At 46.0% G+C, this 15,300-nt stretch carries 9 protein-coding genes and 1 pseudogene; 4 read left to right on the top strand and 6 right to left on the bottom strand.

The genetic code is table 11. The annotated features are described in order from the left end of the window. The first annotated feature begins 44 nt into the window (after nucleotides 1-44). The 3 genes from DXD65_RS19785 (at nucleotide 45) to DXD65_RS19770 (ending at nucleotide 5,081) form a co-directional block, all read left to right on the top strand. Complete coding sequence (locus DXD65_RS19785; RefSeq protein WP_005824461.1) at nucleotides 45-998, top strand: tyrosine-type recombinase/integrase; 954 nt, start codon at nucleotides 45-47, stop codon at nucleotides 996-998. Between the two features lie 436 nt (nucleotides 999-1,434). Next, nucleotides 1,435-4,644 (top strand): hypothetical protein, encoded by a 3,210-nt coding sequence (locus tag DXD65_RS19775; RefSeq protein WP_117879229.1) that lies wholly within the window; start codon nucleotides 1,435-1,437, stop codon nucleotides 4,642-4,644. A 98-nt stretch (nucleotides 4,645-4,742) separates the two neighbouring features. After that, complete coding sequence (locus DXD65_RS19770; RefSeq protein ID WP_005825841.1) at nucleotides 4,743-5,081, top strand: hypothetical protein; 339 nt, start codon at nucleotides 4,743-4,745, stop codon at nucleotides 5,079-5,081. 174 nt (nucleotides 5,082-5,255) lie between these two features. On the opposite strand, the gene DXD65_RS19765 is transcribed toward DXD65_RS19770, so the two are convergent. Continuing rightward, on the bottom strand, nucleotides 5,256-5,879 hold the full coding sequence (locus DXD65_RS19765) for an HU family DNA-binding protein (protein ID WP_117681673.1): 624 nt from the start codon (nucleotides 5,877-5,879) through the stop codon (nucleotides 5,256-5,258). A 3-nt stretch (nucleotides 5,880-5,882) separates the two neighbouring features. Continuing rightward, on the bottom strand, nucleotides 5,883-6,029 hold the full coding sequence (locus DXD65_RS21055; protein ID WP_158573904.1) for a hypothetical protein: 147 nt from the start codon (nucleotides 6,027-6,029) through the stop codon (nucleotides 5,883-5,885). Nucleotides 6,030-6,279: 250 nt separating this feature from the next. On the opposite strand from DXD65_RS21055, the gene DXD65_RS19760 reads away from it, so the two are divergent. Continuing rightward, the gene (locus tag DXD65_RS19760) at nucleotides 6,280-8,370 is read left to right on the top strand and encodes a BT4734/BF3469 family protein (protein WP_117887883.1); all 2,091 of its coding nucleotides are present in this window, start codon (nucleotides 6,280-6,282) and stop codon (nucleotides 8,368-8,370) included. Here DXD65_RS19760 and DXD65_RS19755 read toward each other — a convergent pair. The 4 genes and pseudogenes from DXD65_RS19755 to DXD65_RS19735 all read right to left on the bottom strand — a co-directional run. Continuing rightward, on the bottom strand, nucleotides 8,367-8,828 hold the full coding sequence (locus tag DXD65_RS19755) for a low molecular weight protein-tyrosine-phosphatase (RefSeq protein WP_005825832.1): 462 nt from the start codon (nucleotides 8,826-8,828) through the stop codon (nucleotides 8,367-8,369). The two genes, DXD65_RS19760 and DXD65_RS19755, sit on opposite strands and share 4 nt — an antisense overlap. 21 nt (nucleotides 8,829-8,849) lie before the next feature. Further along, nucleotides 8,850-11,315, bottom strand: a complete 2,466-nt coding sequence (gene priA, locus DXD65_RS19750; RefSeq protein WP_034525468.1) for a primosomal protein N' — start codon at nucleotides 11,313-11,315, stop codon at nucleotides 8,850-8,852. A 457-nt stretch (nucleotides 11,316-11,772) separates the two neighbouring features. After that, nucleotides 11,773-14,757 carry a PL29 family lyase N-terminal domain-containing protein gene (locus DXD65_RS19745; protein WP_057281913.1) on the bottom strand — a complete coding sequence of 995 codons (2,985 nt, stop codon included), beginning with the start codon at nucleotides 14,755-14,757 and terminating at the stop codon, nucleotides 11,773-11,775. A 435-nt stretch (nucleotides 14,758-15,192) separates the two neighbouring features. Next, nucleotides 15,193-15,300 (bottom strand): annotated as a pseudogene (locus DXD65_RS19735) (site-specific integrase); the annotation flags it as partial.

Raw genomic sequence — 15,300 nt, 5'->3', positions numbered from 1 at the left:
ATTGTATATACTTGTAAGGTAAACCTTTTATAAATAAATTGGAAATGAATAGAAATGAAATTACCTTACAAGAGATGTTCTCCTCAGTCATCGGGGAACTCCGGGAAGGCGGCAGGTGGGGGACGGCACACATCTACCAGTCAGCGGTGAATGCATTCTCGGCATTCACCAAATGGCAACCGATGCCCATGCGCAAGCTGAGCCCGACCGTACTGAAGAGGTTCGAAAACTTCCTCAGGCAGAGGAATTGCAGTTGGAACACTGTGTCCACCTACATCAAGACGGTACGCTCGGTGTATCATCGGGCGGTGGACAGAAAGTACATACGGTATGTACCCAGACTGTTCGAGCATGTGTATACCGGCACACGGGCGGACAGGAAGAAGGCGCTCGAAGCATCAGACATCAGCAGCCTGGTAAGGGAGACGGAAAGGAGCCTGCAAGGAGGGACGCTCCCAAACGCACAGCAAAAAACAAGGATTTTCTTCGTACTCATGTTCATGCTCAGGGGCATACCTTTCGTGGATCTGGCATACCTGCACAAAAGGGACCTGCAGGGAAATATACTATCGTACAGACGACGGAAGACGGGACGGGCGCTGACCGTGTCACTCACACCCGAAGCCATGCAGATGGTGAGAATAATAGCAAACAAGGACAAGGACTCTCCTTATTTATTCCCCATATTACAAAGTGAGGAAGGATCGGAAGCCGCATACCGGGAATACCAGTCGGCACTCAGGGCATTCAACCAGCGGCTGGCAGTACTCAGGCAGTGCTTGGGAATGCAGTCGGCACTCAGCACCTATGCAGCCAGACACACCTGGGCTACAATGGCTTACCATTGCGAGATACACCCCGGAATCATATCGGAAGCCATGGGGCACTCCTCCATCACGGTGACGGAAACCTATCTGAAGCCTTTCAGCAACAGAAAGATTGACGAGGCCAACCAGAGGGTAATTTCTTTTGTAAGAAGCGGAGCGTGTACAGTATAAAAAACGTTACTTCTTTTGATAGGATAGAATAGATTTGTTGCGCATTTTCCGGAGTCTTCAAAATGAGTTTTGAGGAACGGAATGGCGTTGTCTTTACGGAGCTCCAATCGGTGCTATCAATATACTGTCATTCAACCTTTTGAACTGAAAAATACACACTTTCATTCTTTGAAAGCCTCATTTCATCACTTTCCCACTGTCACTTTTCTGGACTTTCAATCCTCTTTCCAATATCCTAACGGGCTGATTTTTACTATTTTGAACAAACCCAACCTATTTTATCCTTATTCCTTGATTATTAATGGAATTAACAAGATTTCATTACCTGCGAAGTAACGGAAAAAATCACATGACAGACAGCTATGTGGAAGGGATTCGAAATGAGAGATTATTCACTTTTTATTTTTTTAAATTTATAAATTTAAAGTTTTCAATTATGAACAAGAAGTTTCTAAGTGTGACCCTGTTCAGTGCCTTGATGTTGGGTACTGCAGGTACGTTCACGTCTTGTAAGGATTATGATGATGACATCAAGGACTTGCAGGAACAACTGGACAAGAAAGCTTCACTTGATGACCTGAATGCAAAAGTTACTACGTTGCAGACGGCTGTAGATGAAGCCAAAAGTGCCGCAAACGAGGCCAAGAACAAAGCTCAGGAAGCTTTGGACAAGGCTAATTCGACAGAAGGCGGAGTATCCGAGGCAGATTTGACTGCTTTGAAGAAAGAACTGGAAAAGCAAATTGAGAAGTTGGCTTCTTTGGAGGCAGTTGAGACTAAAATCAACGACTTGAAAGAAGAATTGGAAGGCGGCTTTGTTACAGACGAAAAACTAAAAGACTTGGCTGCTGAGGTTGATGCATTGAGCGCTCAAGTTATGTCTATTATCGGACATCGTTTGACTAGTCTGGCTGTAATTCCTACAAGTCATATCAATGGTATTGCAGCTATTACATTGACTACTCTACAGTATACTCCACAAGAGTACAAGGCAATGGCAAAACATGCAGACGGTCCTCAAACTGACAAAGATTCTGAAGGTACGTTTACAGCACATTCCAAAACTCCTGTACTTGACCACGTTAATAAAGCTGGTGCCAAGCCGTACACAGTGTCTACAGACAAAAATGAGGCTTACTTCCACGTTAGCCCCAATATGGGTGTACGTACAGAGGATATTTATATGCCTTCTTTCGATTGCATCAAATCTGAAAACATCCTCACCAAAGCTGGCGCAACGATTTCCGAGAATTCTCCTATCCAGCCTACTGACTATAAGATAAAAGACAATGTATTGACAGTACAATTCAAGAAGACTGTTGCCGAATCCATCAATGAAGCAGGCGGTCATGCAAGTGGAAAAGAAACTTTCTACATGGCTTCTCTAAAGGCTCCTATTGCTAAAGAAAACCTGACTGCTGATGAAGCTAAAGCTCTTAAGGAAAATGGTACTCAGGTTTATGTGAACTCTGAATATGTTCGTCTGCACGAAACAAAGGTGGCTCCCTACATTGCTAATGCACGTACGATGTACAACGGAAATATGGGTGGTGATTTTGCTGACGAAGTTCAGACTGATGGTGAAGGTAGATTCTATGTGCACTATCACGACTCTATTTGTGCATATGAGTCACAGGCTAACGACATGATTGACGTTTATGCACAGTATAACAAGGTACTCGACTTGAAAAAATTAGTGGAGGTTTGCACAACAGAGATTGATGCTACAGATCACAAAAAACATGCTGAATTGGAGAAATACAAAGACTATGGTCTAACATTCCGTTTCTACAAAGCTACTGGAGAATATTTTACTTTGGGTGGCCCTGAGGGTAATAGTAACAAGACCGACCAGCAAAAATTCGCAGAAATCGATTCTCCTATGAATGGTCACATGACTTCAAAAGTCTATAGCCTTGACGGTGTATCTGCCACTGCAGTAGGCCGCGAACCGTTGGTACGTGTAGAGTTGGTGGATACTGTAAACAATGCTTTGGTAGCTATGCGTTACATCAAGGTGAAATGGGTGAAAGAAGAAGGTATGCGTGAGATTGGCTTCACATACGATGACACCATGTTCAAATGTGGTAATTTCGCAGACAAGATTGGCACTGTAGCCATGAACGAAGTTATCTACAACGGTGCAAAAGAGGGTGGTATGACCAAGCAGGAATTCCACGCCGTTTACACTGATGCCGGTTTCGACGCACAAGATGGAGTAGATTATGGTAAGGTTAAACTTATTAAGAATACAGAAGACGGAGTTGAATCTTATAACATTGAGTGGACTTTGACTCACGCTGACATCGTGAAGAAATATCCGGTATGGAAAAATCACGAAGATATGGTATTCACTAAGACATTCTTCTGGAAAGATCCGACAAAGGCATATCCTACTTTGAAAATTACATTGACACGTACTATCTACAAACCTACATTCGGTGGATATGGATATGACAATCGTTATTGGAAGAAAAACACCAATAACACTGTATTCAATGTGAACCCGGTAGTTTATGGTGCCGTGGAATGGAATCCTGCATGGAATGAAACCACTGGACACATATTGACTGGCGATAAGACTAACAATAATCCGACCGTAAATATCTACACTGACTTAGTGAACGGTTTCTTGAACAAAGACGGCGTGAAACCTGCTACTGGTGCATGGGAATACCTGTACTTCCAGGATAAGAACGTTGCGAATGTGAAGAATCCTTATTCTCCTACATTTGAATTGCTAGGTGTACGTTTTGAATTCGATGCTGAAAAGTTGGCTGGTAGAACTTATAAGTACTTTGATGTTGCCAGCAAGACATTCAAGGATGGTGCTGTTACATTGAGTACTGACAACACAAAATTGTACATTGCAGGTGAATTGGCTGCAACAATTGACAATTATAAGGACAACCTCTGTACAAATGCAAATAATCCTCTGAAAGGTCACAAGACTTATAACATCAAATTGCAAGAAGCTGATCCGGATGCAAAATCCAATTTCGGAGAAAACACCAAACCGACAGAAGCTGCCAAAGCTTTGGTAGGTCAGATTGTTCCTATCAAGTTGGTTGCAGACCTTTGCTATGGTGATGCAACTCCGGGACATCCGGCTGCTCATACTGAAGTTATCAAGGCTTATGATGCCAACATCATTGAACCGATGACTATCACAGTGAATAAGGAAGAAGGAGAAGTAACTGATGCTGTTGTTAACGGTAGCTCTGTAGATGTAACAGGTGCTTATACTTACACTTGCTGGAATGCAGACGAAAACGGTAATTTCTACACTGCTTCTGAGGCTCCCAATGCAACAGCTCTGCAAAAAGAACTGTTCAAATTCTACGAATGTACTCCGAGCAACTGGATGACTGATCAAGTTAAGACTAACCTGAAACTGGTAGACGGCAATTTGCAGCCTGTGGCTGGTTACAAGGAAGGTAGCCTTCCTGCCAACACAACTGTAGTTTACAACGTAGATGCAACAACTGGTAAGGAAACACTGACTTACTACAACCACAGTGGTACTCCTGTAAACTGGGATTATGAAATCTATGTTCCTATCAAGTTCGGTTATAAGTGGAAGACTTTCACTCAGGAATTCAAAATCCACGTAAATGAAAATGCCGGTACTCCCGCAGGAAGATAAGAGACAACTCTGAAAAGAGATGCCAATAAAGTAAACAGACAAGAGAGAGTGCTTCATCCGATTGAAGCACTCTTTTTTATAATATAACAACTAAAAATATGAAACAAACAGTCATTATAGGAATATTGTTGGGAATACTGCTACTAACCGGATGTGACAACAACGAAAAAGAACATGATTTTGTCGGTATATTTACTACTGCCAACGGCATAAAGTTTGAGCTTCGTCCAGATTCTACATCAATCATAACTTTCAAAGATTCTATGATTTACGAAAGTTCTTGGAAAATAAGCAAAGATCGTAACAATGAAACCTATGCCAACATAGAGTTTGCTGGTTATCAGAATTATTATTATTTGAAAAATGGTAAGCTTTATCGCAGTATACGCGAAATGAACCATGATGCCTTAGGTGAAGAGGTGAAGTATCTAGAATGATTTCCGCGCCTCTCATCACTCTCTAGATTTTTTTCTCCCTACTTTGCTTCCACACTTCCACCCATCTCCTGCATCCCCCTATCCATCGGCATTTACCCCGCTGTGGAAGCAACCAAAAAAGGTGGAAGCAAATTTTGCTTCCACCTACTCAAAACGCTATAGTTTTACCGTAACCTACTCGTCTCTACCATAATACCCCGTGCAAGGTACATAAATCGGTTGGTTCAGTTTTCCCACATTTTCGAGCTTACCTTCGCTACGAAGCTGGCGAATATGAAGCTGTGCCGTAGAGCGCATCATTCCGCAGAGGCTCTGAAAATCACTGCGCGTAAGAAACTGATGCGTAGAGAAGTAGCTCGTCAGCCGCCTGTCAATCTCCTTGTCACTCAGCTTTTGGGAATGCTCATTCAGCCCTAGCGGTTTAGCTTTGATAGCGCCTATCTCATTCTTCAGTACCTGGTCGGCACGAAACTTGATGCCCTTCAGCTTAATCTTGGTGGTTTTGCGTTTGGTCGCAGCGGTCACCGGCTCCGTGCTCGTCAGTACGGGATGAAAGTAACCGATACCGTCCAGATGCACCTGCCGCCCCTCGGCAAGGTCTTCCCCCATGACGTGCGACAAGGCATCCAGCACTGCCGAAACATCAGTCTTTGTCAACGAACAGCGTTCCTGAATCCGACGTCTCAGTTCGGCAGTGCTGGTAGAGCCGTTCAAGCGGATGCGCGGATGAAGTATCTTTTCTTCCCGCTGTTTGTCTTTAGGTTCCGGGAGCTCATACCAATCGAATAAAATTGCCATAGTTCAATGTCTTTTAAGTTGTTGTACAATACGTTCGCGCCCTATGCGGAATAGGTGCGGGTTACGTACTTCATCCGTAAAAGCTTTGGGAAGAGAAACGCCTAACGACCATGAACAGCTCTGCTTACGGTCGTCAAGCAATTGCTTCATGGCCGTAAGCAGAGCTGTTCATGGTCGTTAGGCGTCATCTATTCCCTATACAAAAGTAGACAAACAAAGGGAGAAAAGCAAAGGAATGCCTATGTTTTAAAAAAGAAATCCAAAGGTTTCCGACACCACGCTGTATAGTTTGTGGAAGCAGGCATTTATTTAATAATTATTCTGCTGAATACTTGTTTTCTGCCTCCTGATGTCGTATCTTTACGAGAATTATATTTACCCAAACAAGCTGACAAACAGAATGAAAATTACCTTGATTAGAGCAGAAAAAGAGAGCGGAAAGGAAGCCCTCAGCACCCTGGAAGCGGATGCACTGATTAAAAAACTGAAAACCGAAACCAAAGCCGGACATGTGTCGACCCTCCGGACCATCCTTCCTCAACTGGAGGGCACTTGCGCCCAATACGAACATATAGACAAGTTGCCCCGCATCTATCCCGCCGTGGAATATAGCCGTACACAAGAGGGGGAACGGTGGATGAAGAACTATAACGGACTCGTACAACTGGAAGTAAACCGTCTGTCGGGCATTGCCGAAGCGGAATATGTAAAACAACAAGCCGCCCTGCTACCACAGACCTTTGCCGCTTTCTGCGGTTCCAGCGGACGGAGTGCCAAGATATGGGTATTGTTTGCCCTGCCCGACGGCACAACGCCGAAGCGGGAGAGCGATGCCACCTTGTTTCATGCCCACGCCTACCGTATGGCGGTGAAGTGCTACCAGCCCTTACTGCCGTTTGCCATTACATTGAAAGAACCTTCCCTTACCCAGAGTTGCCGCATGACTCTGGACGGATATCCATACTACAATCCTGCCGCTGTACCTTTCTGCCTGGAACAGCCCCTCGGCATGCCCGAGGAAGAGAACTTCCGGCAACGAAAACTCGCAGAAAAGAATCCGCTGTTGCGGCTGCATCCGGACAGTAAAGCCTCGGACACCTTCGCCATACTCTTCGAATCAGCCCTTGACCGTGCATTCCGCGAATTGGACGGCTGGAAACGGGAGGGGGATTTACGGATACTGCTGGTGCCTCTGGCCGAACATTGTTTCAAGGCAGGCATCCCCGAAGAGGAAGTAGTCCGCCAGACATTGATGCACTATTACCGGGAAGCGGATGAATTCATTGTTCGTCAAACGATTCATAACCTATATCAAGAGCTTAAAGGCTTCGGGAAAAAGAGCAGTCTGACGCAAGAGCAGGAGAGCGTTTTCCGGCTGGAAGAGTTTATGGGCCGCCGGTATGAGTTCCGCTACAACACCGTTCTGGATGATTTGGAATACCGTCAGCGCGACTCCGTCCATTTCTATTTCAAGCCTGCTGACCAGCGTGCCCGCAGTACGGTCTCCATGAATGCCCTGAAGGAGGGTATCCGCGTATGGGACCGCGATATCAACCGTTTCCTAACTTCAGACTACGTACCACTCTATAATCCCGTCGAAGAATACCTTTACGACACCGGCCGCTGGGACGGGAAAGACCGCATCCGGGCGTTGGCCGACCTCGTTCCGTGCCACAATCCTCATTGGCAGGAGCTGTTCTACCGCTGGTTCCTGGGCATGGTGGCACACTGGCGTGGAATGGACCGGCAACACGGAAACAATACTTCTCCTCTGCTTGTCGGTTCCCAAGGGTTCCGGAAATCCACCTTTTGCCGCATTTTGCTGCCACCGGAGCTGCGTTTCGGCTATACGGACAGCATCGACTTCAAGAGCAGGCAGGAAGCGGAGCGCAGCCTGGGACGCTTTCTGCTCGTCAACATCGACGAGTTCGACCAAATCAGCATCAACCAGCAGGGTTTCTTGAAGCATCTGCTGCAGAAACCGGTTGCCAACCTGCGCAAACCCTACGGCAGCACCATCCGTGAGATGCGGCGGTATGCCTCCTTCATCGGTACCAGCAATCAGAAGGACTTGCTGTCCGATCCCAGTGGCAGCCGCCGTTTCATCTGCATTGAGGTCACCGGTCCCATCGATACGAATGTCACCATCAACTACCGCCAGCTCTATGCGCAGGCTCTGAATGCCGTAGCCAAAGGTGAGCGTTACTGGCTGGATGATGCCGATGAAGCCATCTTGAAGCGGACGAACCGGGAATTTGAACAGCTCACCCCACTGGAACAACTCTTCCACAGCCATTTCCGCGCGGCAGAAGAGGATGAAGAGGGGCAATGGATGATGCCCATGCAGATTCTTTCCGCTTTACAGACAAAGACGCGTGACCGTCTGGCAATCAACAAGGTTGCCGTATTCGGGCGGACGCTCAAGAAGCTTGAAATACCGAACAAGAAGTCAAGGCAGGGGACACTGTATCATGTAATGCCGCTGGATTAAATGCTCTGCAGTAACCCCGCACAAGCATCTTCCAGAATGTCTAGCACATACTCAAAACCTTCGGAACCGCCGTAATAGGGGTCCGGTACATGGTCGGCATGGGTAAACTTTGTACAGTATTCCGTCATGCGGTGTATCTTGCTCCATTCGGCGGTTGAAGGGGCACGATCTTTCAGGTCGTCGATGTTGCGGTCGTCCATACCGATAATCAGGTCGAAGTTGTAAAAATCCTCGGTACGTACGGGTCGCGAAAGATGCGTCAGATTGTATCCACGGCGGGCGGCATGGGCACGCATCCGGCTGTCCGGCAGTTCGCCCTGGTGATAGGACAGAATGCCTGCAGAATCGATTAAAAACTCATCCGCACGTCCGGCTTCTTCTACCAGATGTTTCATGACTCCCTCTGCCGAGGAGGAACGGCAAATGTTGCCGAGGCAAACGAAAAGTATCTTCTTCATATTTCTTTAGTTACGAGTTATTTACATCGGGTCTACATCATAATACACTATCAACGACTTGAAGCGGTCTTCCGCCACCATCTCCTTTTGCACCTGGACGAGCAGCTCGCGAGCACGTGCCATTGGGGCATTGGTTTCTATCTTCAAGACAATCTTTCGGATGAACAGGGTCTGTACGCGTGCTACGGGCGGCTTGTCCGGTCCCAGTACCCGGTTGCCAAAGACGGTGCGGAGCTTGGCGGCCATAGTCTGTGCCATGAGGTCGAGCAGGGTCTCGTTCCGGTTCTTCAGGTAGACATACACCAGGCGGTAGTAGGGCGGGTAGTGGAACATCTGGCGTTCGGCAAGCTGCCCGCCTACCATGGCTTCGTAGTCGTTGGCAATGACTTGCGGGATGATGGGATGGTCGATGCTTTTGGTTTGTAGCACCACCCTGCCGCGCTTGTTCTTCCGTCCGGCGCGTCCGGCAACCTGCGCCATCAGCTGGAAGGCGCGCTCGTAGGCGCGGAAGTCGGGATAGTTCAGCATGGTGTCGGCATTGAGTATGCCCACAATGCTGACGTGGTCGAAGTCCAGACCCTTGGACACCATTTGCGTGCCTATCAGGATGTCCGTCTTGCCTTGCTGGAAATCGGAGATGATGCGCTCGTAGGCGGTACGGGTGCGGGTGGTGTCCAAGTCCATACGGGCTACGCGGGCGTCGGGGAAGAGGGCTTTGATGTCATCTTCTATTTTTTCCGTGCCGAAGCCGCGGTTGCGCAGGTCAGTGCCCTCGCAGGCGGGGCAGATGCGGGGCAGTTGGTAGGTGTAGCCACAGTAGTGGCAGGTCAGTTGGTTCAGCCCCTTATGGTAGGTGAGGCTGACGTCGCAGTTCTTGCACTTGGGTACCCAGCCGCAGGTGTTGCACTCTATCATGGGGGCGAAGCCGCGGCGGTTCTGAAAGAGGATGACTTGCTCTTTTTGTTCCAGCGCCTCGCGGATATATTGTAGGAGCAGTGGGGAGAACGGACCGTTCATCTTCTTCTTGCGGTGCAGCTCCTTGATGTCTACGGGGATAATCTCCGGCAGTTGTATCTCTTTATAGCGTTCTTTCAGTTCCACAAGGCCATACTTGCCGGATGTGGCATTGTGCCAAGTCTCTACAGAAGGGGTTGCCGTACCCAACAGAGTTTTGGCGCCGTACATGGAGGCGAGTACAATGGCTGCATTGCGGGCATGATAGCGGGGGGCGGGGTCTTGCTGCTTGTAAGTGTTTTCGTGCTCCTCGTCCACAATCACAAGACCGAGGTTGCGGAAAGGAAGGAAAACGGAGGAGCGGACGCCGAGAATAATGTCATAGTCTGCTTCCGACAGCTGCTTCTGCCAGATTTCCACCCGTTCGGCATCGGGGAACTTGGAGTGATAGATGCCCAGTCGGGAGCCGAATACGCGTTGCAGGCGCTCTGTGATTTGTGCAGTGAGGGCTATTTCGGGCAGGAGATAGAGCACTTGCTTTCCTTGCCGGATGGTTTCCTCTATCAAGTGAATGTAGACTTCTGTCTTGCCGCTTGCCGTGATGCCATGCAGCAGGCAGACATTCTTGCTTTGGAAATTCTCTAAGATGGAGTGATAAGCGCGTTGCTGGTGCTCGTTCAGCGGGTTGACGGGGATGACTTCTTTGAGGAGTGCTTTGTCTATGCGACCTATTTCCTGCTGGTAGACTTCGAATACACCACGGTCCACAAGACCGTTGAATACGGCAGGGGTGGCAGAGGTGCGTTGCAGCAGTTCGGCTTTGGAGACTTCTTTTATATCTCGTCCGCTGAGGTAGCCGGAGAGTTCCAGATATTTCATCAGCAGGTCCAGTTGCTTGGGGGCACGGCGCTGCAACTCGTCGAAGAAGATGTGCAGGCGGTGTTCGTTGCGGGCGGCGGCGGTGAGGCGTACACGGGTTTCGGTCTTAGGCTTGTAGGTGCGGCGCAATTCTTCCTTTACGAAGATGGCCTCTTTGTCGAGCAGTGACTTGATGACAGAAAGTATGTTCTTGATGCCGGTCTCCTTCTCCAGTTTCGTCACGCATTGCTCCGGGTCGGCAGAGAGCATATCCAGTATCTTCTGTTCCTTCTCCGGCAGGCAGACATCGGATTCGAAATCGGGGTTGTACTCTACGATTGTTTCGCTTTCCAGCTTCAAGCCAGAGGGTAAGGCAGCTTTGTAGACGTCTCCTTGCGTGCAGAGATAGTAATCGGAGAGCCATTCCCAGAACTTGAACTGCCGCGGAAGCAGTATCGGGCGGGCATCCAGCAAAGCGGACACTTCCTTTACTTCGTATTCGGTGGGGGCACAATAGTGCACGTTGCGCACGATGGCTGTATAGTATTTCTTCCGTCCGAATGGTACTACCACCCGGCAACCAATCTGCACTTCATCCGCCCACTCGTCGGGCAGGGAATAGGTGAAGCAGCTGTGCAAAGGCAAAGGCAATATGACGTCGGCAAACTTTTTCATCGTGGGGACAAAGATAGTGGAAAGTGGAGGGAGAATGAAATGAACGGGGGCATTTTTTATGCTGAGGAGAGGGAGGAGGCTGTTGTGGATTTGGGATGAAGATAAAGGAGGGGATATATGGGTATTGCAGATTTTATGGGTCGGATGGGTGTAGAAGTATGGGGAAACTGGTGCAAGCGTTTTATAAGCTTTGTTCGATGTATTAAAATAAGAGTGAGTTAGTTATGGTAAAACTATGGCGTTTTGAGTAGGTGGAAGCAAAATTTGCTTCCACCTTTGGAGGATGCTTCCACAGTGGGGCAAATGCCGATGGATAGGGGGAGGTGGGAGGTGGGTGGAAGTGTGGAAGCAAAGTAGGGAGAAAAAAGTTTCTGGAGAAAAAAAGGAGGATGTTCTATGGGAACATCCTCCTTTTGATTTTATAATTGTCTATTCAGACAATTTTCTACTACTCAGATTATCTAGTAGCTTGTTTACGTGTGATAGTTACGTTGTATGCATACTCACTAGTACCCCAGTCGTGAACGAACTGCAGAACCACATTTACTGTATGAGTAAACTCAGTACCTGTCGGGAGTGCGATACAAGTCAGCTTACCAGTTGTAGGTTCTACCTTGAAGTATTCATCTTTGTCTGTTCCGTTGGACATAATGTAGCGGAGACCGGTTGTAACAGACTTCTTGTACAAAGCAGCACGAACAGTGACTTCTTCAGCATTGAATGTAGTTCCATTGAATGTAACAACTTTCTCACCTGCATAGTCTTTCAATACAAGATTCTTCCAGAAGTCTTTAGCCTTAGCTTCAGTACCAGCGGTATTGACAAGTAATTGTTTCAATGTGATTTCAGTATTCTCAGCCAAGTTCGGATCGTTAAATGCTTTCAGTGCAGCACCACCGGTGAAATCTGCTATCGGACGAGCTACAGTCCATAATTCTTCTGCATCAGGTTTACGGTTCTTGTCAGTAGCATCGTAACCACTTGCATCATAAATATCAACTTTCAGATTGCCAACCTTCTTGATATCAATCGGAGCAGTGAATGCTATTCTCCATTCTCCATTTGCACCTTCTTCAACTACCAATTTGTTCTCCTTCATCAATTCTTGTACAAATGCATTCTGCTTGTCTTTATTCAATTCGAATACAGCCTTAGCGTCAGCAGGAGTTACATCATACATATGAGCGAAGTTTTCAGACTTAATGCCGAAGTTGCCGCTAGCAGCATCACTCCAATCACCAATGATTGTACGTGCCTTGTATGCATCCTTGATAGCAACAGCAAAGTTACGAGTTACAGCAAGGTCATTGATAGTAGTGATGAAATATTGACTATCATACTTGTTATAAGCTGCATATGGAGTAGAAATGCCATTATAAGAAACCCAACCATTCTTAGCAAGTGCTTCAGACCAGTAATTAGTGGATTTCAAATAGAGGGTAGTCTTATCAATTTCTGTCTGAGGACCAATAAACAAGAACAATGAGTCTGTTGCATTACCTTCTGCCTTCTTGTACCATACAAATGCCTCATCTCTAGCTACAGGAACATCTACAGACCATGTAGCTTGCTGTGGAGCATTAGTTAGGTAATCGTATGCTTCACTATATCCAGTCAATTCCTTCTCTGTATTGTAATCTGCTTTATACAAAGGCCAAACAATAGAGGTGCCCTTGTCGGTTAAGATATCACGACCACCGATAGCGTCTTCAAATGCGCGTACATCCAGCTTCACAATTTGCTTAGCTGTCTTGTAGCTCAAGTTGAAGGTTGCATCACCCAGCGGAGACAATTTGACAGTTGCTACATTTTCTGCAGCGGTAGGACGTATAGCTTGTACCAAAACATAGTTATAAACAACCAAATCATGTACACCTTCTACTTGTGATTTAACTGTAGTAGTGACCTTGATTACAGCATATTCATCAATAGCAGATGCTTGTTTTTCTTCCTTAACAGCCAAGATGCCTTCTTTAGCTACTTTATCTGCATCAAAGATTCCTTTCTTAATGGTTACACCCCACAAATCCTTGTCTGCATTTTCATCAATCAATTCGAATTTCTGTTCAAATTGAATATCGGCATCAGCCAACAGTACGCCGTCATTCAAATCCAAAGCAGCACTGATAGAATCGTTCAGATTGAATGTTCCTTTATAATCAAATTCGCCAACCTTATAAGAAGCTGCATCATTCTGAGACATGAATTTTTCGGGATACCAACTACTTGCAGTCTGCATCTTATTAGAATATTGGATTTCCTCCTCTGCATTTACACGTACGTTATGTACCTTTTTAGAAGATACATACATTGACTTAACATTAAAATAATCTGATGCAGAAACATATTGCTTGTACATCTTAACATCCAGAGAGGTAGCATAGCTATTGATTGTCTCACCAAGATCCACCCATACGGCTCCCCAGCCAGATATTTCTGTTTGCGTAGTCGGGTCAATCCATGTCATACTTCCCCATCCAGAAGTAGATACAGTCTTAGCATCTTTAAAGTTTACCGGAGTCATCTTTACCCAAATAACACCATCTTGTTCTTTATCGAAGTCCCAATCCAAGACATTCAATTTCGGCTGTTCTGCAGCTCTTGTCTGATAAGTATCAGAGAAGAAGAGCTCGGCATCGCTCTTTGAGAATTTTGAAGGATAGACTTTGAAAGAAGCCTTTGCAGGAACTGCAGCAAACAAAGTATCAACGTCAGTATCGTTTTGAGGATAGTACAACTGATAAGCTACAGCATAGTCATTTGCGTCATCAGCAGCTTGCTTTCTATACACAATAGTTTGCAGACCATTGAAAGCAGAGCCTTCCATCAACAAAGTATATGATTGGCCGTCAATAGTAACCTGCATAGTTCCATCCTTTTCATTGTAGATCATTGAAGGAACGTTAGCATTGTATTTGAATGAAGTTCTATATTCGCCAATGCAGATATAACCCTCTTCGTCTACCTTCACGTAGTTTCCGATAGCTTCTTCAACATTAGCTTCTGAACCTGCAGCCTTGATTTTCTCACCTGCGTCATTCAATACATACTCATAGGTTGCACCTTCATCTACGCTAATCATCCAGTAGTTCTCGGCATCTACCTTGAACTTCGGAACGATTGTAGCCCCGGTTTCACCCTTCGGGCCTTGAATACCCTGAAGTCCTTGCTCACCTTTTTCGCCTTGAGCACCATTCTTGATAGTTAAAGTTTCGCCACCGGTAAAAGTCAGTAAATAACCACCCTCAACAGGAGCATAACTTTCGATGAATTTCTTGCCATTGATTGCAGCAAGGATGTCATCAATCTGTTTTTTGTTTGCATCGATCTGCTCCTGCAAGCCATCGATGTCATCATCATAGTCCTTACAAGAAACAAATGTACTTGTGGAGCCAACCATTAAAGCTCCAAACAAGATTGCACTTAGAAACTTTTTGTTCATAATTGAAAACTTTAAATTTATAAATTTAAAAAAATAAAAAGTGAATAATCTCTCATTTTGAATCCCTTTCGCATACTTCTTTTGTTACTAAGTATTCCGTTACTTCGCAGGTAATGAAATCTTGTTAATCCCGTTAATAATCAGGGAATAAGGAGAAAATAGACCGGTTTTGTTTGGAATAGTAAAAAACAGTCCGTTGGGATATTGGAAAGAGGATTGGAAGTCCAGAAAGATGACAGTGGGAAAGGGATGAAATGAGGCTCTCAAAGAATAAAAGTATGTATTTTTCAGTTCAAAAGGTTGAATGAAAGTCCATTGATAGCACCGATTGGAGCTCCGTAAAGACAGTACCATTCCGTTCCTCAAAACTCTGTTTGAAGATTCCGGAAAATATGCGACAAATCTATTCTATCCTATCAAAAGAAGTAACGTCTTTTATACTGTACACGCTCCGCTTCTTACAAAAGAAATTACCCTTTGATTCGCCTCGTCAATCTTTCTGTTGCTGAAAGGCTTCAGATAGGTTTCCGTCACCGTGATGGA

It is taken from the genome of Bacteroides sp. 4_1_36, from assembly GCF_003466325.1.
GTDB lineage: Bacteria > Bacteroidota > Bacteroidia > Bacteroidales > Bacteroidaceae > Bacteroides > Bacteroides uniformis.
Note: the sequence above shows the minus strand (reverse complement) of the source record. Positions and strands in the feature narration are given on the sequence as shown.

Coding starts and splice junctions, on each gene's coding strand:
- priA (WP_034525468.1), bottom strand. CDS start 11,315: ATGAAAAAGTTTGCCGACGTCATATTGCCTTTGCCTTTGCACAGCTGC.
- DXD65_RS19765 (WP_117681673.1), bottom strand. CDS start 5,879: ATGGCAATTTTATTCGATTGGTATGAGCTCCCGGAACCTAAAGACAAA.
- DXD65_RS19770 (WP_005825841.1), top strand. CDS start 4,743: ATGAAACAAACAGTCATTATAGGAATATTGTTGGGAATACTGCTACTA.
- DXD65_RS19760 (WP_117887883.1), top strand. CDS start 6,280: ATGAAAATTACCTTGATTAGAGCAGAAAAAGAGAGCGGAAAGGAAGCC.
- DXD65_RS19755 (WP_005825832.1), bottom strand. CDS start 8,828: ATGAAGAAGATACTTTTCGTTTGCCTCGGCAACATTTGCCGTTCCTCC.
- DXD65_RS19775 (WP_117879229.1), top strand. CDS start 1,435: ATGAACAAGAAGTTTCTAAGTGTGACCCTGTTCAGTGCCTTGATGTTG.
- DXD65_RS21055 (WP_158573904.1), bottom strand. CDS start 6,029: ATGAAGCAATTGCTTGACGACCGTAAGCAGAGCTGTTCATGGTCGTTA.
- DXD65_RS19745 (WP_057281913.1), bottom strand. CDS start 14,757: ATGAACAAAAAGTTTCTAAGTGCAATCTTGTTTGGAGCTTTAATGGTT.
- DXD65_RS19785 (WP_005824461.1), top strand. CDS start 45: ATGAATAGAAATGAAATTACCTTACAAGAGATGTTCTCCTCAGTCATC.